General features: G+C 62.0%; 18 protein-coding genes, 1 pseudogene and 1 riboswitch. Of the genes and pseudogenes, 9 read left to right on the top strand and 10 right to left on the bottom strand.

Annotated elements, in window-relative coordinates; genetic code table 11:
• Nucleotides 1-77: 77 nt before the first annotated feature.
• On the top strand, nt 78-881 hold the full coding sequence (locus NKJ11_RS22945; RefSeq protein WP_352631939.1) for a DUF1194 domain-containing protein: 804 nt from the start codon (nt 78-80) through the stop codon (nt 879-881).
• A 70-nt stretch (nt 882-951) separates the two neighbouring features.
• On the opposite strand, the gene NKJ11_RS22940 is transcribed toward NKJ11_RS22945, so the two are convergent.
• Entirely contained in the window at nt 952-1,884 is a 933-nt protein-coding gene (locus NKJ11_RS22940; RefSeq protein ID WP_352631941.1) for a glycosyltransferase family 2 protein, read from the bottom strand.
• A gap of 368 nt (nt 1,885-2,252) precedes the next feature.
• Here NKJ11_RS22940 and NKJ11_RS22935 point away from each other — a divergent pair.
• Nucleotides 2,253-2,602: pseudogene (locus tag NKJ11_RS22935) on the top strand (DUF1330 domain-containing protein).
• 30 nt (nt 2,603-2,632) lie between these two features.
• On the opposite strand, the gene NKJ11_RS22930 reads toward NKJ11_RS22935, so the two are convergent.
• The 4 genes from NKJ11_RS22930 to metX form a co-directional block, all read right to left on the bottom strand.
• On the bottom strand, nt 2,633-3,640 hold the full coding sequence (locus tag NKJ11_RS22930; protein WP_245273210.1) for a glycosyltransferase family 2 protein: 1,008 nt from the start codon (nt 3,638-3,640) through the stop codon (nt 2,633-2,635).
• 163 nt (nt 3,641-3,803) lie between these two features.
• Entirely contained in the window at nt 3,804-4,658 is an 855-nt protein-coding gene (locus tag NKJ11_RS22925) for a Stf0 family sulfotransferase (RefSeq protein WP_352794302.1), read from the bottom strand.
• Nucleotides 4,607-5,221 (bottom strand): methionine biosynthesis protein MetW, encoded by a 615-nt coding sequence (gene metW / locus NKJ11_RS22920; protein ID WP_023811089.1) that lies wholly within the window; start codon nt 5,219-5,221, stop codon nt 4,607-4,609. The genes NKJ11_RS22925 and metW overlap by 52 nt, the downstream gene beginning before the upstream one ends.
• A gap of 58 nt (nt 5,222-5,279) precedes the next feature.
• Entirely contained in the window at nt 5,280-6,449 is a 1,170-nt protein-coding gene (gene metX, locus NKJ11_RS22915) for a homoserine O-acetyltransferase MetX (protein WP_023811090.1), read from the bottom strand.
• Nucleotides 6,450-6,563: 114 nt separating this feature from the next.
• Nucleotides 6,564-6,641, bottom strand: a riboswitch (SAM riboswitch).
• A gap of 136 nt (nt 6,642-6,777) precedes the next feature.
• On the opposite strand from metX, the gene hisC reads away from it, so the two are divergent.
• Both hisC and NKJ11_RS22905 read left to right on the top strand, forming a co-directional pair.
• A complete protein-coding gene (hisC, locus tag NKJ11_RS22910) occupies nt 6,778-7,887 on the top strand; it encodes a histidinol-phosphate transaminase (RefSeq protein WP_023811091.1) in 1,110 nt (369 codons plus the stop codon).
• 6 nt (nt 7,888-7,893) lie between these two features.
• Nucleotides 7,894-8,829, top strand: a complete 936-nt coding sequence (locus tag NKJ11_RS22905; RefSeq protein WP_023811092.1) for a prephenate/arogenate dehydrogenase family protein — start codon at nt 7,894-7,896, stop codon at nt 8,827-8,829.
• A 7-nt stretch (nt 8,830-8,836) separates the two neighbouring features.
• Here NKJ11_RS22905 and NKJ11_RS22900 read toward each other — a convergent pair whose 3' ends face one another.
• Together NKJ11_RS22900 and NKJ11_RS22895 are read right to left on the bottom strand one after the other, a co-directional pair.
• The gene (locus tag NKJ11_RS22900; protein ID WP_023811093.1) at nt 8,837-9,760 is read right to left on the bottom strand and encodes a sugar kinase; all 924 of its coding nucleotides are present in this window, start codon (nt 9,758-9,760) and stop codon (nt 8,837-8,839) included.
• Between the two features lie 7 nt (nt 9,761-9,767).
• Nucleotides 9,768-10,766, bottom strand: coding sequence for a DUF2125 domain-containing protein (locus NKJ11_RS22895; RefSeq protein WP_023811094.1), 999 nt, complete (start codon nt 10,764-10,766; stop codon nt 9,768-9,770).
• A 141-nt stretch (nt 10,767-10,907) separates the two neighbouring features.
• Between NKJ11_RS22895 and NKJ11_RS22890 the strand changes: the two genes are divergently transcribed.
• The 3 genes from NKJ11_RS22890 to NKJ11_RS22880 all read left to right on the top strand — a co-directional run bounded on the left by NKJ11_RS22890 (nt 10,908) and on the right by NKJ11_RS22880 (nt 13,216).
• Complete coding sequence (locus NKJ11_RS22890) at nt 10,908-11,429, top strand: gamma-glutamylcyclotransferase (protein WP_127295979.1); 522 nt, start codon at nt 10,908-10,910, stop codon at nt 11,427-11,429.
• Between the two features lie 121 nt (nt 11,430-11,550).
• Nucleotides 11,551-12,498 carry an aldo/keto reductase gene (locus NKJ11_RS22885; protein WP_352723186.1) on the top strand — a complete coding sequence of 316 codons (948 nt, stop codon included), beginning with the start codon at nt 11,551-11,553 and terminating at the stop codon, nt 12,496-12,498.
• Between the two features lie 91 nt (nt 12,499-12,589).
• Nucleotides 12,590-13,216, top strand: a complete 627-nt coding sequence (locus NKJ11_RS22880) for a LysE family translocator (protein ID WP_352723184.1) — start codon at nt 12,590-12,592, stop codon at nt 13,214-13,216.
• Between the two features lie 25 nt (nt 13,217-13,241).
• Here the strand turns inward: NKJ11_RS22880 and NKJ11_RS22875 are convergent, their stop codons facing one another.
• Nucleotides 13,242-14,042, bottom strand: coding sequence for a lysophospholipid acyltransferase family protein (locus tag NKJ11_RS22875; RefSeq protein ID WP_023811098.1), 801 nt, complete (start codon nt 14,040-14,042; stop codon nt 13,242-13,244).
• 119 nt (nt 14,043-14,161) lie between these two features.
• Complete coding sequence (locus NKJ11_RS22870) at nt 14,162-15,064, bottom strand: LysR family transcriptional regulator (RefSeq protein ID WP_352723182.1); 903 nt, start codon at nt 15,062-15,064, stop codon at nt 14,162-14,164.
• Nucleotides 15,065-15,180: 116 nt separating this feature from the next.
• On the opposite strand from NKJ11_RS22870, the gene NKJ11_RS22865 reads away from it, so the two are divergent.
• On the top strand, nt 15,181-15,651 hold the full coding sequence (locus NKJ11_RS22865; RefSeq protein WP_352631955.1) for a nuclear transport factor 2 family protein: 471 nt from the start codon (nt 15,181-15,183) through the stop codon (nt 15,649-15,651).
• A gap of 21 nt (nt 15,652-15,672) precedes the next feature.
• A complete protein-coding gene (locus tag NKJ11_RS22860; RefSeq protein ID WP_352612748.1) occupies nt 15,673-16,305 on the top strand; it encodes a pyridoxamine 5'-phosphate oxidase family protein in 633 nt (210 codons plus the stop codon).
• Here NKJ11_RS22860 and NKJ11_RS22855 read toward each other — a convergent pair whose 3' ends face one another.
• Nucleotides 16,306-17,031 (bottom strand): YdcF family protein, encoded by a 726-nt coding sequence (locus NKJ11_RS22855; protein ID WP_128304658.1) that lies wholly within the window; start codon nt 17,029-17,031, stop codon nt 16,306-16,308. It abuts the gene before it with no gap.
• Between the last annotated feature and the right edge of the window lie 129 nt (nt 17,032-17,160).

Raw genomic sequence — 17,160 nt, 5'->3', positions numbered from 1 at the left:
CGGGCGAGGGAAGCAGAGCTTTATTTTGCCGCGATCGCGAGGGAAGCTCCTCGGGAGAAACAATCTTGGCGACGGCCATGCTTGATGCTCTGCGCCTGCTTGCCTGTCTTGCCTGCGCCCAGGCTGCCCCGGCCGCCTCGCCGCCGGATGCGCTCGCCGTCGACGTCGAGCTGGTGCTGGCGGTCGACATCTCGCTGTCGATGGACGAGAAGGAGTTCGCCCTGCAGCGGGCCGGTTATGTCGAGGCGCTGCGGCATCCCGACTTCATCAAGGCTGTCCGCGCCGGCGCCAAGGGCCGCATAGCGCTGACCTATTTCGAATGGGCCGGCACGGTGCGCGACGACGCGGTCATCGGCTGGCAGATTATCGATAGTGCCGAGAGCGCGAACAGCTTTGCCGACAAGGTCGCGGCTCGTCCGTTCCGCAGCTTTCGCGGCACTTCGATTTCCGGCGCGCTGGCCTTCGGCACCGAGCTTTTCGACCGCACGTCTTTCCAGGGCGAACGCAGCGTCATCGACATTTCGGGCGACGGACCGAACAATATCGGGCCGCCGGTCACCGCGACGCGTGATGCGGCGACTGCCAAAGGCATCATCGTCAACGGCCTGCCGATCCTGATCAGCCCGTCGCCCACCTTCAGCCATCTCGACCAGTATTATGCGCAGTGCGTGATCGGCGGACCCGGTTCCTTCGTGCTGCCTATCTATGCCGCCGCCGAGTTTTCGACAGCCATCCGGCGGAAGCTGCTCCTGGAAGTGAGCGGCATTCAGGACGAGGTGAGAAGTGTCCGCGTCGACGCGGCGACGCCGATAGACTGCCTGCAAGGCGAACGGGACAGGCGGTTTCTATCGGATCCGTATTTTCCCGAACTTGACCGTTGAGCTCTCGACAGAGGGGTTAACGCGATCCGGAGGAAAAACCATTCCACAATTTCCCGGAATCCCTATCGGTTTAAGCGGGCCGGGCACCAAATTGATTGCGAAACTCGTTGGAGAGATCGCGGCGCCAGCGCCGGCCATGGACATAGCCTTGCATCAATTCCGGCAGCGAATAGCCAAGCGTTTTGGATGAACGGTTGGCCATGTAGCCCTGAAATGCCTCCGGTATCCTGCCTCGCAGGATGTCGGCGATGAGCTGCCGCGAGATCATGTAAGGCGGAATGTGCGGGTAGGCATGGGCAATATGCGGATGTTTGCCCATCAGGTTCGCATAGGCCTCGACATAGCCGTCACGGCGGCCGGAAATCGAGTTCTCCGAATTGTATTTCGTCCAGTCCAGATCCCTGGACAACTGCGCACCGAAGCGCCGGGCAAGGCGCAGCAGCAATTCGCGATCCTGCATGCGGGTGATGTCGCTGTCGTAGCCGCCGATGGCCAGCATGGCCTCGCGGCGAGCGGTGATCGCGGAGCCGGCAATGAAGATGGTCTGCCCAACCAGCGTCCGCTCCAGCATTGCGGGGCTCACGAACGCCTCGGGGTTGACGCAGTTTGTGATGCGATTGCCTTTCAGGGACACGAACGAACTGATCAGCACTTGCAGCGCAGGATTCTCATCGAACCAGGTCAGGGTTCGTTCAAGCCGGTGCGGCATGTAGATGTCGTCGGAATCGAGGAACGTCACCAACGGTGCCCGCGCGCGCTCGATGCCGGCATTCCTGGCTGCGTTGGCGCCTCGCCATTTCGCCCCGACATAGATCAGCCGCGGGTCCTGGATACGGGCCAGCGCCGCTTCGGTTCCATCGGTCGAACCATCGTCGACGACAATGTGCTCAAGCCTCGACATGCTCTGGGAGAGTACGCTTTCCACGGCGCGCAACACCGTTTCGCGTCGGTTGTGGGTCGGCGTAATGACCGTGATGAGAGGTGTCGGTTGGATCCCGGCCATGTCTGTCAGCTGTTTCCTGCGCAGGGTTGCGCGTCTGTCCAGGACTTTTCGATTTTCAGAACGGTCGAATGGATTGGACTTCCCTTCCTCTACACCGCATCACAGTCGGCGCGACGCTACAAAAAACGACTGCCCCTGTCACCCACCGTGCCGGTACTCAATCCGCGCGAGACAACGAATCCCCGCTGCTAGCGTTCCAATTGCAACAGCACCGCCGCACATAGCATTGCGAATCACCATGGAAGCAACCCATCATGACAGGTAGCATACATCTCATTACCTCAGACGTAATCGCTTAGCGCTCGGCGTTTGGTCAGATTGCCCATGCGAGGCCGGCAACTCGGCTTCGATGACAAGGGAGTCCAGTCATGGCCGCTTACGCCGTCGCCCATATGCGCCAAGCCGCAATGGGTCCGCAGATCGTCGAATATCTGCACAAGATCGATGCCACGCTGGAACCTTTCGGCGGCCGTTTTCTGGTTCATGGCGGCGATGTGGAGGTGATCGAGAACGACTGGCCTGGCCATCTGATCATCATAGAATTCCCGACAGGCAGCATGTGCGTGGCTGGTACAATTCGCCCGCCTACCGGGCGATACTGGCGCTGCGCACGGACAATTCGGAGGCGGATGTCGTGTTCGTCGACGGCGTCGAACATCCGCACAAGGCCACGGATGTTCTGGAACAATCGACGGGTCAAGGATCAATTGGACGCTGAACCGCGGTTCAAGGAATGGCGGTAAAGCGTCTAGCTGTGCCCAACATAGTCGGGCACAGTTTCAATTTTGTCACGAACCATGCCAGTCGCAAAACTGAACTGGCCCCAAAACGCCAAACCATAAAATGCCTGACCGACAATCAGAGAAAAGGGAACCTGCCAAAGCGGCATCCCCGTTTCCCGGGCATGGCCTACGATCCGTCGTGTCGTGCGCCATGACATGGTGAGCCACCGGCTGAAAGACTTGACTATCCGTCGCGCGCGGCTCGGCGAATTGAGCGCAACGAACTTCCGGTCGGCGTCGCGACCTGTAACCAGGGCGCGCCAGTAAAAGAACCGCCAGCCCCGCGGCGAATAGTGATAAACGCGTGCGTCGACATTATGAATTTTGTGGCCCTCCCGCAGCAGTTCGCGCATCAGCAAAGTGCAGGAAACCTTGAAGCCGTTATGTTTTGGAAAAGGATGGCTGACGATCCACTCGCGTCGAAACGCTACATTGTTAGCGTTGATCGCTCGCTTCGAGGCAAATCGCCCGTCTCCACGGGCCATCGGGAAAAACCAGATCAACGCAAACGTTCTTGAAAAGAAATCGTCGTATGAGAGGTATGTATATCCGTTTGCGCAGATAACTTCAGAGTTTTCAAAGGGCTCAAGCAGTCCTGGTAGCCATCCTGGTTCCGCGACCACGTCGGAATCCATAAAGATGACGATATCTCCGTCCGATGCCAGCATGCCGTTGTTCTTCAGGTCGTAATATCGGCCGCCAGGGAAAGCCGTGAAGACGAGTTCGGCAACCTGACCGAGCTGCGGGGCCTCATTCGAAATCTCACGACGCAACGCATCCTCGTCCGACTCTGCTCCCCCGTGAGAAATAACGATCCTTGGTCGCACTAAACCGGTTGCTGAAACCGATGTGATTTCCCGAGCCAAGGCCTTCATCCCAACGCCGATCTCGTCCCAGTCGATCGATTTTGCATTCTCCATTTCGACGACGAGTGAATACGTTGGACGCTCTTGAGCCATATCTGAACCGATCAAGTTATTAGTGCCGATGTGGCTATAACGCTCTCGGCGGGCTGTCAAACCAGCGTGCAATAAGAATTTGTGCTCGTGATCGCCATGGACGGCGATGCGCTTTGATCAATAACATCGCATCTCTGGCGCCCCTGGATGCTTCGTGTTCTCGTACAATGCCGTTCGATCAGATCGAGAACCTTGAGCTCCTCTTTTTAAGAAAACCGCGACGGCAATTGTTGGCATGGAAGTTCGACGTGTCAGAATATTCCGCCAAGAACCGCTCTCTCCACTCCTCATTGATGGTGTCTCGTTGAATATCGAGGCCCGAATCGAGATCAGACCCGGGTTTCAAGACAAGCTTGGCGTCGACCAGAGATGCAGCCCTTTCAAGGCAGGTCCGTGGATGTTCAAGGAGTTCTTCGTATGTCAGTGATAGGAAGGACAATCCGTTTTTTGCAAACCAGACATCCCAGGCCAGATTTTCCAGGATGATTTTTTCAAGCGAGTCCGCGATTGCTTTGCCGTCGTAGCCTGGTCTCTTCTGATCGGCCTCGGTAGAGCGGAACCGACCACTCTGACGAGCGCGGGTCCACGAAACTGCTTGACCAACGAGGTCCCCACGCGTCAACCGCATATAGCGCAGCTTTGGAAGGCTTGCGGGGAGATCCACGGTTTTGGCAACCTGTGAAAACTGGCTGGCAAACAGTTTGACCGCGTAAATCCCGGAGGGAGACCGCCCGTCCTTCAGTGCGTGCAAAACCTGGGCACGGGGGTCGCGGGGATAGTTCGGCATTTCTAGAACACGACGGCCCCCGAACCACTCGAGTGGGTTGCCAAGCCCGGTGGCTGCCATCAATCCGGCTAGGTGGTTGCTGCCACTGCGCGGTGAGGTGCAGATGAGAATTCCGGCTTTCAACCCAGCCCGCATGTCCGGTGGGATTTCAACTGGCAGAGGGCGCCTACGAAAGAGATACATGGCGATCAATATTACCGTTTCAGCAAGAACACTGCCTGCTGGCCGAAGAAGTTCCAGAACCACCACGGCATCGACAGGCCGATCTTCTGGCCGGCGGCGTCGAGAGCGGTTGCCTTCTCGACGGTCGCGCCGAGCTCGTCGCACAGATTGACGAAGTCGCGGATGGTGCAGAAATGGATGTTGGGCGTGTCGTACCAGGAATAGGGCAGGTCCTTGGTCACCGGCATGCGGCCCTGGATGAACAGCGACAGGCGCACCCGCCAGTGGCCGAAATTGGGGAAGGACACGATGGCGCGGTTGCCGATCCTGAGCAGTTCGTCGAGCACCAGCTTCGGGTTGCGGGTGGCCTGCAGGGTCTGCGACAGGACGACGAAGTCAAAGCCCTTGTCGGGATAGAATTCGAGATCCTTGTCGGCATCGCCCTGGATGACCGAGAGGCCTCGCGCCACGCATTCATTGACGCCGCGCTGCGACAGCTCAAGTCCACGGCCGTCGACCTGCTTGGTGTCCTGCAGCAATTCGAGCAGCGAGCCGTCGCCCGAACCGACATCGAGCACGCGCGACTGTGGCGGGATGAGGTTGGCGACGACTTCTAGGTCGACGCGCTGGTCGCGGTTGACGCTCATGGCTTCGCCTCCTGCCTGGCGCATGATCTCGATCCGAAAAGCCTGCAATTTTTCGGGGTCATGCGCTGAGCCCTCTCGCCCGGGCCGCCGAGCCGATGAAGCCGTTTATGGCGGCAAACAGTTCCGGCTCGTCGAGCAGGAATGCGTCGTGGCCGCGGTCGGTTTCGATCTCGACGAAGGATACCGATGCGCCGGCGGCGTTGAGCGCATGCACGATCGAGCGGCTCTCCTCGGTCGGAAACAGCCAGTCCGAGGTGAAAGACACCAGGCAGAAGCGGGTTTTCGTTCCGGCGAAGGCATCGGCCAACCGGCCGCCATGGTCGGCGGCAAGGTCGAAATAGTCCATCGACCGCGTCATGTAGAGGTAGGAGTTGGCGTCGAAGCGATCGACGAAGGTCATGCCCTGATGGCGCAGATAGCTTTCGATCTGGAAGTCGGCGTCGAAGCCGAAGGTCAGCGCTTCGCGATCCTGCAAATTGCGGCCGAATTTCCGGTGCAGCGCGGCTTCCGACAGATAGGTGATGTGGGCGGCCATGCGTGCCACCGCCAAGCCCTTTTCCGGGCGTTTGCCGTGCTCGAAATATTTGCCGCCATGCCAGTCCGGATCGGCCATGACAGCCTGCCGGCCGACCTCATGAAAGGCGATGTTCTGCGAAGAATGGCGCGCGCCGGTGGCGATCGGCAGCGCCGAGAAGACGCGCTCCGGATAGCTCGATGCCCATTCCAGCACCTGCATGCCGCCCATAGAGCCGCCGAGCACGCAGAACAGCTTTTCGATGCCGAAATGGTCAATCAGCATCTGCTGCGCCCGCACCATGTCGCGGATGGTGATAATGGGCAGGTCAAGCCCATAGGGCTTGTCGGTGGCGGGATTGGTCGAGGCCGGACCGGTGGACCCAAGGCAACCACCGATGACGTTGGAGCAGATGACGAAGAAGCGATTGGTGTCGATGATCTTGCCGGGGCCGATCAACACTTCCCACCAGCCAGGCTTGCCGGTCACCGGATTGGTGCTGGCGACGTGCTGGTCTCCGGTCAGTGCATGGCAGACGAGGATGGCGTTGGAGCGGGCATCGTTCAGCGTGCCGTAGGTCTGGTAGGCGATCTGGAACGGTGACAGCAGCGTGCCGGCGTCCAGCTTGAGCGGCTTGTCGGATCCAAAACGCAAAACCGGGCTCGACGGTTGGTCGACCTCGTTGTTGGTTTTGCGGGCACGCAGAACGGCCATGACATCCATCTCACACTTTGAGCCCACGCATCGCGCTTGTCGAAAGTCGATGCCGATCCGGGTGTCCGGCCGGCGCGGACAACAAAAAACCGGCATTGCGGTTGCAAAGCCGGTTACAGGATGCAAACGGCCCTTTAGCAAGTTGTTTAACGTGGCTGCAAGCCGACCGGCCAAATCACCACGGAAGTCCGCTCCCCTTCTAGGGCTGTGGCGCGCCGGCGTCAACGGCCAGCCTTGGGCGGTGGCTGTCGCCTCTCGACATTGCAGGCCACGGCTTGTATTTCCGCTGCGGCTTCCCTCAGGAAGCGTTCTCGACGGATTTTGCGACATGAGCCAGACACCGGACCAGGCACGTCCAACCCCGCGCGCGGGCATCATGGACATAGACGCCTATGTGCCGGGCAAGAGCACGGCGCCCGCGGGCGTCGCCAAGGTTCACAAGCTGTCCTCGAACGAGAATCCGCTAGGGCCCTCGCCGAAAGCGATCGAAGCCGCGCGCGAGATTGCCGGAAAGCTCGACGTCTATCCAGATGGCACCGCCAGGCGGCTGCGCGAAGCGATCGCCGAGGTGCATGGTCTCAACCCGCAGAACATCATTTGCTCCAACGGCTCCGACGAGATCCTCGGCCTGCTGGCGCAGACTTATCTGGCGCCCGGCGACGAGGCTGTCATCACCGAACACGCCTTCATGGTCTACAAGATCTACATCCAGTCGGCAGGTGCCGTTCCGGTGACGATCAAGGAAAGAGACGAGCGCGCCGATATCGACGCCATCCTCGCAGCCGTCACGCCGCGCACCAAGATCGTGTTCCTGGCCAATCCCAACAATCCGACCGGCACCTATGTGCCTTTCCAGGAGGTGCGCCGCCTGCATGCCGGCCTGCCCAGGCACGTGCTTCTGGTGCTAGACGCGGCCTATGCCGAATATGTCCGCCGCAACGACTATGAGGCCGGCATCGAGCTGGTCGGTGCTGCCCAGAACGTGGTGATGACCCGTACCTTCTCCAAGATCGGCCTCGGCGGAGCGCGGATCGGCTGGATGTATGCGCCGATGCATATCGTCGACGCCATCAACCGCGTGCGGGGTCCCTTCAACGTCAATGCGACGGCGATCGAGGCCGGTATCGCAGCCATCCGCGACCGCGCCCATGTCGAGCGCAGCGTGGCGCACAACGAGACCTGGCTGGCCTGGCTGAGCGAGGAATTCACAAAGCTCGGGCTGCGGGTAACGCCGAGCGTCGGCAATTTCGTCCTCGTTCATTTTCCTGACGATCAGAAGCATTCGGCGGCGGCGGCGGACGACTATCTGACGGCGCGCGGCTATATATTGCGGCGCGTTTCGGGCTATGGCTTTCCCAACGCGTTGCGCATGACCGTCGGCACCGAAGAAGCCAATCGCGGCGTTGTCGCCGCTCTCACGACATTTCTGAAAAGCTAGAACGCCATGACATCACCGATGTTTGAAAAGATCGCGCTGGTCGGCATCGGCCTGATCGGCTCGTCGCTGGCCCGCGTCATCCGCCGCGAGGGGCTGGCCCGTCACGTGGCCATATCAACGCGCAGTGCGGCGACGCTGGCGCGAGCCGAGGAACTCGGGCTCGGCGATAGCTATACCACCGATGCGAAAGAGGCGGTCCGCGATGCCGACCTAGTCGTCATTTCGGTGCCGGTCGGCTCATCCGGCGCGGTGGCCGAGGAAATCGCGCCGGCGCTGAAGAAGGGCGCGATCCTCACCGATGTCGGCTCGACCAAGGCGTCTGTCATCGCGCAGATGCAGCCTTATGTCCCTGAAGGCGTCCATTTCATTCCCGGCCACCCGCTGGCGGGCACGGAAAAATCCGGCCCCGACGCCGGCTTCGCCGACCTGTTCGACAATCGCTGGTGCATCTTCACGCCGCTGCCCGATACCGACGCGGACGCGCTGGAGCGGCTGTCGGAGTTCTGGCGCCGCTGCGGCGCCAACATCGATACCATGGACCCGCAGCATCACGACATGACGCTGGCCATCGTCTCGCACCTGCCGCACATCATCGCCTACAACATCGTCGGCACCGCCGACGATCTGCAGTCGGTGACCAAGTCCGAAGTGATCAAATATTCGGCTTCCGGCTTCCGCGACTTCACGCGTCTTGCCGCTTCCGATCCGACCATGTGGCGGGATGTGTGCCTGCACAACAAGGACGCCATCCTCGAAATGCTGGCGCGGTTCTCGGAAGATCTGGCGTCCCTGCAACGCGCGATCCGCTGGGGGGACGGCGAAAAACTCTTCGACCTGTTCACCCGCACCCGCGCTGTGCGCCGCTCGATCATCGAGGCCGGCCAGGACATCGACGTGCCCGATTTCGGTCGCCAGGCCGTCGAGCATCCCGCGAAGGGCTAAGTCAGTTTCAGGCTGGCCAGGTCTGCGCAACCATGGCCAGCGTCTCGGCCCGGTTCGGCGCACCAAGCCTGCCGCCGAAGCGCAGGCATTTGAGCGCGGCGGCCGCACTGGCAAAGCGCAAAGCCTGCTCGACCGGCATGGCTTCCGCCAGCCCGACGGCGAAGGCGCCGTGAAAGACATCGCCGGCGGCCAATGTGTCGATCGCCTTGATCTTCGGTGCCGCGACATGGCGCACGCAGCCTGCGCGACGGTCGTGCCACCAACTGCCCGCCGCGCCGCCTGTCACTGCGACAAAAGCGTCGGTGCGGCTGGCGAGATCGGCGCAAGCCGTTTCTGGATCGAGCGCCTGGCCGCAGACAATGCGCGCCGCCGTTTCCGAAGCGACGATGTGCGTGGCGAGCGGCAACAGCTGTTCCAGGATCTGCAACGGTGCAGTATCGGCATCGAGGATTGCCGGCCGGCCGAGGGCGCGCGCCGCTCTCAGGGCAAGGGCTGCCGCACCTGGCCAGCGGACATCGACCAGTACGGCGTCGAATGCCGTGAGGTCGGCGACCGGCAAGGCTTCGGGATCGGCCTGGGCAAGCCCGTCATAGAACGGCACGATGATGCGCTCGCCATACGCGTCGACCAGGATCGAGGCCAGCGCCGAGCGGGCGCCTCTGACGCGGCGCACAAAGGTGCAATCGACGCCTTCGGCCTCGATGCCGGCGATGAGCTGGTCGGCGACGGCATCGTCACCCGCGCTCGCCCACAGCGATACCTCGGCCCCCAGGCGATGCGCGGCGCAGGCAGCACTCGTGGCCATGCCCGAGGCGATCTGGACGCCGTCGGAGGCAATGAACTTGCCTTGATGCACGGGCAGCGTCTCGACGCGCAGGATGGTGTCCAGCGTCAAAGCGCCAACGCTCAGCAGCTTCACGGGTCTTGCCATCGCAGCGCTATTCCACCGGCTTGATCTTGCCCAGCGGAATGAAGCCGAGCGAGGCCTTGCCCCTGACCACCTTCAGCGGCATCGACGGTTCGTTGCCGAGCACCGCCAGGGCAGCAAAGCCCTGCTCGATCTGGCTTTTCTGCTCGGGTATGGCGGCGCCGAGAATGGCCGCCACCGCCTTCGGGTCCTTCAGCCTGATCATCAGATCGGCGTTGATCAGGCCCTCGGCATCGACCGAGAGCGGTCCCGAAACGGTGACGCGCGCCGTCCCCGACGACAGGTCGAGGTTGCGGATTTCGATCGCCTGGCCACGAAGGCTCTTCACCTGCGTGCCGATCAACGCGACACCGTTCTTCAGCGTGACGTCGCCACTGGCATCGAGCGCCGGAAGCACGCGCCCGCCAATTGCGTCGGGGTCGATCTCGAGATCGCCGAAACTGCCGAGATAGTCGATATCCTCACCGTTGGGCTGCAACTGACCCGATGCCTTGCCGGCGCTGAACAGTTGCACCGGATCGGTGTCGTCGGCCGGGTCGGTCTGGCCGGAAAGGCCCTCTGCCTCCAGCGAAATCCGCTGCGGCAGCGGCCACCACAATTTGAAATTGGCCTGCAGATTGTCCCAGTCTATCCACAGCGGCACCATGTCCGGAACGGAGGTCCTGAGCGGGCCGCGCAGATTGGCAACCGGCGACAGAGGCTGGATGATCTGGGCGGCTGCGTTGAAACTGCCGGCTGAAGCCGCAATGTTCTTGGCATCGTCCTCATAGGCGAGGTTGTCGCAGGAGACGGTAAAGCTCAAGGGATAGCCGCTGACCTGGAGATTGCCGCAGCCGGCCTCGACGCCATTCTTGTTGAGCGTGGCAACCGCCTTGTCGGCTTCGCTCCTGACGCGGTCAGCCAGATAGAACCAGCCGCCGCTGTAGAGGGCGAACAGCACGACGATGAATGCTGCAAGCCAGACCACACGGCGACGTTTGTTCGGCTGGCGTTCGTCACTTGACGTCATGCTTTGGCTCTCGTTAACGCATGGGTGTTGCGGACGGGTAGGCGATTCCGCCAGGTAGACAGACGAATAGTTAGACGGGACGGGCGGAAAAAACACCGGTCCGGTTCGGTGTTGGCATCTTTTGCAATCAGGCGCGGCGATATGGGCGATTTTTGGGTGTTTGGCTATGGCTCGCTGATCTGGCGGCCGGGATTCGCGCATGTCGAAACACAGCGTGCCCGCCTGCATGGCTACCGGCGCTCGCTCTGCGTCTATTCCTTCGTGCATCGCGGAACGCGCGAGCGGCCGGGGCTGGTGCTCGGCCTCGACCGTGGCGGGTCCTGCGTCGGCCTCGCATTCCGCGTTCCCGGCGACTTGCACGACGAGGTCATGGCCTATCTTCGCGAGCGCGAACTGGTCACCAATGTCTATCTGGAGCGCATGCTCAAGATTCGCCTCGACGGGGGCGGTACGGTCGACGCGGTGGTCTACATTGTCGACCGCCACCACGAGCAATATGCCGGAGCGCTCGACGCGGCGGATGCGGCGGCCGTGGTGCGCGGCGCGGTCGGCCAGTCCGGCAACAACGAGGACTATGTGCTGAGCACGCTTGAGCATCTCGAGGCGTTGGGCATCCGCGACCACTGGCTGGAGGATGTCGCCAGGCAGGTCGCGCCTTTGTGAAGCTGGCTCTGCGGAAAAAGGCGGCCAGGCCTTTGACCTCGTTCAGGCAAGACCTAGGTTAGGCTCCGACTCTCAGCCCGCGGGCGCCATTTGCCCGCCCCAATCATCCCGGAGATACGCCTTGCAGAAACGTCGTCTCGGTCGCACCGACCTGTCCATCGCGCCGCTGGTTCTGGGCGGCAACGTCTTCGGCTGGACCGCCGACGAGAAAACCTCGTTCGACCTGCTCGACCGCTTCGTCGGCGCCGGCCTCAACGCCATCGATACGGCGGATGCCTATTCGCGCTGGGTTCCCGGCCACAAAGGCGGTGAATCGGAAAACATCATCGGCAAATGGATGAAAGACCGTGGCAATCGCGACAAGGTCGTGGTGATCACCAAGGTCGGTTCGGATATGGGGCAGGGGCACAAGGACCTGTCCGCCGCATACATCGAAAAGGCCGTCGATGCATCGCTGAAGCGGCTGCAGACCGAGTTTATCGATCTCTATCTGTCGCATTGGCCGGACCCTGCAACGCCCTATGAAGAAACGCTTGGCGCCTACGAGAAGCTGCTCGCCAAGGGCAAAATCCGCTATGCCGGCTGTTCGAATCTCGACGCCGGCCAGTTGCGTGCCGCACTCGATGTGGCGAGCTTGCGCAGCCTGCCGCGCTACGAGGTGCTGCAGCCGGAATACAATCTTTACGATCGCTCGTCCTTCGATGGGCCGTTGCGCGATCTATCCGTGGCCGAGGACATCGGCGTCATCACCTATTTCAGCCTGGCCAAGGGTTTCCTCAGCGGCAAATACCGCAGCGAAGCCGATCTCGGTCAAAGCCCGCGTGGCGGCGGGGTGAAGGACTATCTCAATGCGCGCGGCATGCGCATCCTTGCGGCACTCGACGCGGTTTCATCAAGGCATTCGGCCAAGCAGGCGGAAGTGGCGCTTGCCTGGGTTATCGCTCGGCCGGGCGTCACCGCGCCGATCGCCAGCGCCACCAAGCCTGAACAGATGGACAGCCTGATCAGGGCAGCGTCGCTGAAACTGACCGCCGACGACATGGCCGAACTCGACAGAGCGAGCGGCTGAAGCTTCAGGCGCCACGCCTCGCACGAACGTCCAAGACGCCCCTCTGGTCCTGCCATACCGTCTCCTCGCGCAAGGCAGGACAGAGGATAAAATGGCTGAGCCGCTTCTTTCGCAGCCGGATTTTTGGGGACAACTTCTCGCGCTGATGCTTGCCGCCCTGGTGATCATGGGCAGCCCGGGACCGGCGACGATAAGCGTTACCGCCGATGGCGCTGCCTTCGGTTTGCGCCGCTCGCTGGGTTATGCCTGGGGAATCATACTGGGCACGATCGCCGTGCTTCTGGTTGTCGCGACCGGGGTCGTGGCGGTGCTCACCGCGATGCCGAGGCTGGCGCCGTTGCTGGCTTTCGCTTCCGCGGCCTACATCCTCTATCTCGCCTTCAAGATCGCCACGGCGCCGCCCATGGCAGCACGCGGCGCCGAGGCTTCGTGTCCAACATGGCTGGCTGGATTCCTTCTCGCGGTCGCCAATCCAAAGGCCTATGTGGCGATCGCCGCCGTGTTCGCCGGTGCTTCGTCCAAACAGGGCGCCACTGAGCTTGGTCCATGGCTGAAGCTGACGGCTCTCGCCCTGATGATCGTTGCCATCCATGCTCTGTGGCTTGTCGTGGGAGCATCGTTCGCGCGCTTCCTGCGCCGGCCGGCGGCCTCGCGGATCATCAATCTGGTCTTTGCCGCGACGCTGGTGTTGACCACCACGCCGGCCGTGTTCGGTTGAGAACTGTCGGCCGGAGACTTCCGATTCAGGCTTTGGTTCTTTCAGCCGCGTCCAGCTCTTGCAGCCTTTTCACCGCTGTCGGAGGCAAGGCAGGCGGGCTCGGACCGCGCGCCACATCAATCAGGAATTGGTCGCAGGCAGCCTCGGTCTCGCCGATCAGCCGGGCCATGAATTCGTCCTTGCTCAAGCCGGGCGGGATCGGCGGCAGGAAGCGTGCCTTGATGGTGCCGGGGTAGCGCAGGAATTTCCGGCGCGGCCAGTACAGGCCGGCGACATGGGCAACCGGCACCACCGGAACGCCAAGCTGCGCATAGATTTCGACGATGCCGTATTTGTAGGCCGGTTCGTCGCCCGGTGCCCGGCGTGTGCCCTCGGGATAGATGATCAGCTGGCGAGGGTTGCGCGCCATCTCCTCCTTGGTCGCGGCGACCACGGCCTTCAGCGCCTTCGAGCGGCTGCCGCGGTGAACCGGGATCATCCGCATCTTCATGATGTACCAGCCGAAGAACGGGATCCAGGTCAGCTCTCGTTTCAAGATGTAGAGCGGGTCCTGGAGGAAGGGGAAGAAGGCGATCGCGTCCCAGAACGACTGGTGCTTGGGCGCCAGGATGAACGAGCCTGCTGGCAGGTTTTCCTGGCCAGTGATGTCGCTCTTCGTTCCAGCGATCTTGTCGAAGAGCCACATCGAGGTGCGCGACCAGAATTTCGGCACGAACCAGGCGCGGTGACGGGGCGACAGGAAATAATAGGGGGTCCAGAGGATCATCTGGACGATCAGGTTGACGTAGAAGACGAAATTGAACGTCAGCGATCTGGCATAGAGCATGGGGGAGGCCCGGTGAGGAGGTGAGCGTTGGTTACACCAAGCGCGGGGAAAAAGGAAATGGCCGCAGGGCGCCTTGACCGACGAAGAAAGCGGTCGCCGATTGGGGAGACCCGGTTCCGCTACTTCAGCCGCGCCAGCCGCTCCTTCAGGCGCGGGCCGGCAAAATCGAGGAAGGCACGCAGCTTCACCGGCAGCAGGCCATGGCCCGCATGCACCAGGCTTACCGGCCATGGATTTGGCTCGAACTCCTCCAGCAGGACGCGCAGCATGCCGGACCGCAGCGCGGCCTCGATCTGGTAGGAGAGCACTTTTGTGAGCCCGACGCCGGCAATCGCCGCATCGATGGCCGCTTCGGCGGTGTTGACCTGAAGCCGTGAATGGACCTGAACCGGGATTTCTGCCTTGCCCTTGATGAAGCTCCAGGTGGCGGCGGAAGCAAGTCCCTCAAAGGTGATGCAATCGTGTGTTTCCAGATCTTCCGGGGTGATCGGCGTGCCGTGTTCAGCCAGATAGGCGGGGCTGGCGCAAACGACGCGGCGGATCGCGCCGACGCCCATGGCGACCAGGCTCGAATCGGGCAACCGGCCGATGCGGATGGCGAGGTCGAAATGGTCCTCGACCAGCTGGGTTATGCGGTCTGCCAATATCAGGCGGATGTCCACGTCGGGATAGGCTGCGAGAAAGCCGGTGACGACCGGCAGCACGTGCAGGCGGCCAAAGACGACCGGCGCGGTGATGGCCAGTTCGCCGGTCGGAGCACTGTATTCGCCGGCTGCCGTGCGTTCGGCCTCGCCGACGTCGTCGAGGATGCGGCGGCAGGCGGCAAGATAGGTCTGGCCGGCATCGGTCGGTGTCAGCCGTCGCGTCGAGCGATTCAGGAGACGTGTGTTCAGATGGCGCTCGAGATCGGAAATCTTGCGGCTGACCGTCGCCAGCGGAATGCCGAAACGGCGGCTGGCCGCGGAAAGGCTGCCGGCCTCCACCGCGGCGACAAAGAGCGACATGGCTTCGAGACGATCCATAACTTCTTCCGGAAAATGGAAGGATGAGTTGCAAATATGCCATCTGCATTGGAAGGATGGAAGGCTTTATATTGGGTATCGGCCTGCCTGCAGCATGGCCTCGCAAAGGAGTTGCCATGTCCGAAGCCCGGCCGCCACTGCCGCCCTTCACCGCAGAGACATCAGCGCAAAAGGCGCGCATGGCCGAGGACGCCTGGAACTCCCGTGATCCGGCACGGGTCGCGCTTGCCTACACAATGGACAGTCGCTGGCGCAACCGGGCCGAATTCCTGCAAGGGCGCGATGCCATCCAGGCGTTCCTGACACGCAAATGGAGCCGCGAGCTTGACTATCGTCTGATCAAGGAGGTCTGGGCCTTCCACGGCAACCGCATCGCCGTGCGCTTCGCCTATGAATGGCACGACGACAGCGGTTCATGGTTCCGCAGCTACGGCAACGAGAACTGGGAATTCGACGAACATGGACTGATGCGCCTGCGCATCGCCAGCATCAACGACCTGCCGATCGGCGAGGCTGACCGCAAATATCACTGGCCGCTCGGCCGGCGGCCGGACGATCACCCAACACTGTCGGAACTCGGGCTTTAGAGCAATTCCAGGAGGCTTTCGATGAACGCGCATGCTTTCACCAGCGACGTCGCCTTCACGCCGACCGTCAAGGCGATCCAGGCACGCAAGGGCTCGCGTCAGTCCTATGCCCGCGTCGAGGAGCGTGGCGGCTGGCAAGCTGTCATCACCCCTGACCTTGCCGCCTTCATCGAGATGCAGACCAGCGTTTTCCTGTCGACGGCCAATGGCGATGGCCAGCCCTACATCCAGCATCGCGGCGGACCCGCCGGCTTCCTCAAGGTGCTGGATGAACACACGATCGGCTTCGCGGATTTTGCCGGCAACCGGCAGTTCATCACGCAGGGCAATCTGGCCGACAATCCAAGGGCGTTCCTGTTCCTGATCGACTATATGCACCGCCAGCGCATCAAGATCTGGGGCACGGCGCGGGTCGTCGAGAGTGACGCCGAGTTGATGGCGAAACTGATGCCGCAAGACTACAAGGCGCGCCCCGAGCAGGTCATCCTGTTCACGGTCTCGGCCTGGGATGCCAATTGCCCGCAGCATATCCCGCAACGGTTCGAGGCGGCCGACGTGGCGGCGGCACTCGAAGAGCGGGACAAGCGTATCGAACGCCTTGAGCAGGAGATCGCACGGCTCAGGGGAAATTCGGGCGCGGCCGCAGGGGAATAATCAGCCGCCGGCCGCGGTTTCGGCCAGTGCGATGCCGTTAGGCGTCGGCTTGACCGGCACGATGCCGCGCGCCAGCGCCAGCAGATATTTGTTGTATTCGGTGAACAGCACGCGCAATGCCCGCGGCTTGGTCAGCCAGCCGCCATTGTCGAGGTTGGAATTGACCACCGGATAGGGCTCGAGCTTGGCGCCATGCAGCAGCCTGCCCATTTCCAGCAGGCTGCGGGGCATGTGATAATTGTTGGTGACGAGGATCACCGTGCCATAGGCGTGGCTCTCGACCCATTTGGCGCTTTCCTCCGCATTGCCGATCGTATCGAGCGCGGCGCGGTCGATGTCGACGCAACAGGAAAACAGCTTCTTGTCGCCGCCGGTCGCTGCCTGCAGCTGGCGACGGCTGGCCGAAGGGTGCACGCCGCTGATCAGCAGCCGTTCGCCCTTGCCGGACGCCAGCAGATCCATCGCCGCATCGAGGCGGGATTGGCCGCCGGTCAAGACAATGATCGCGTCCGCCCTGGCCGGATTGGCGGGCGTCGTCAGATGGCTTACCTTGTTGGCGAACCAGCCGAAACCGCCGGCAAACAACGTAGCGAGGATGAGCAGAGACAGAGCCGAGAGGCGCAACGCGGCTCTTAGACGGCTCACAGCGCGGCGGTCATGCGAACGGGCAACCACCACTGGCATCTGCCCAGCCGTACCGGTCGAATCCCGCGCGTCCATCGCCATATGGTTAATCCTGAAATGCGGCTTTGGGTAGGTAAAAGACGCACTTTGCGTTACGTGAATTCTCCATCCGTGATCACCCTGTTTTATCCATGGCGTTGTCCCAAAACCGGTTCCCACTTTTGGGCGACA

Origin of the sequence: Mesorhizobium sp. M0243, from assembly GCF_040321775.1 — a bacterium.
In the GTDB taxonomy this organism is placed as follows: Bacteria; Pseudomonadota; Alphaproteobacteria; order Rhizobiales; family Rhizobiaceae; genus Mesorhizobium.
Note: the sequence above shows the minus strand (reverse complement) of the source record. Positions and strands in the feature narration are given on the sequence as shown.

Coding starts and splice junctions, on each gene's coding strand:
- metW (WP_023811089.1), bottom strand. CDS start 5,221: ATGAGCGTCAACCGCGACCAGCGCGTCGACCTAGAAGTCGTCGCCAAC.
- NKJ11_RS22865 (WP_352631955.1), top strand. CDS start 15,181: ATGTCCGAAGCCCGGCCGCCACTGCCGCCCTTCACCGCAGAGACATCA.
- NKJ11_RS22900 (WP_023811093.1), bottom strand. CDS start 9,760: ATGGCAAGACCCGTGAAGCTGCTGAGCGTTGGCGCTTTGACGCTGGAC.
- NKJ11_RS22860 (WP_352612748.1), top strand. CDS start 15,673: ATGAACGCGCATGCTTTCACCAGCGACGTCGCCTTCACGCCGACCGTC.
- NKJ11_RS22870 (WP_352723182.1), bottom strand. CDS start 15,064: ATGGATCGTCTCGAAGCCATGTCGCTCTTTGTCGCCGCGGTGGAGGCC.
- NKJ11_RS22940 (WP_352631941.1), bottom strand. CDS start 1,884: ATGGCCGGGATCCAACCGACACCTCTCATCACGGTCATTACGCCGACC.
- NKJ11_RS22880 (WP_352723184.1), top strand. CDS start 12,590: ATGGCTGAGCCGCTTCTTTCGCAGCCGGATTTTTGGGGACAACTTCTC.
- NKJ11_RS22855 (WP_128304658.1), bottom strand. CDS start 17,031: ATGGCGATGGACGCGCGGGATTCGACCGGTACGGCTGGGCAGATGCCA.
- hisC (WP_023811091.1), top strand. CDS start 6,778: ATGAGCCAGACACCGGACCAGGCACGTCCAACCCCGCGCGCGGGCATC.
- NKJ11_RS22875 (WP_023811098.1), bottom strand. CDS start 14,042: ATGCTCTATGCCAGATCGCTGACGTTCAATTTCGTCTTCTACGTCAAC.
- NKJ11_RS22890 (WP_127295979.1), top strand. CDS start 10,908: ATGGGCGATTTTTGGGTGTTTGGCTATGGCTCGCTGATCTGGCGGCCG.
- NKJ11_RS22895 (WP_023811094.1), bottom strand. CDS start 10,766: ATGACGTCAAGTGACGAACGCCAGCCGAACAAACGTCGCCGTGTGGTC.
- metX (WP_023811090.1), bottom strand. CDS start 6,449: ATGGCCGTTCTGCGTGCCCGCAAAACCAACAACGAGGTCGACCAACCG.
- NKJ11_RS22945 (WP_352631939.1), top strand. CDS start 78: ATGCTTGATGCTCTGCGCCTGCTTGCCTGTCTTGCCTGCGCCCAGGCT.
- NKJ11_RS22905 (WP_023811092.1), top strand. CDS start 7,894: ATGACATCACCGATGTTTGAAAAGATCGCGCTGGTCGGCATCGGCCTG.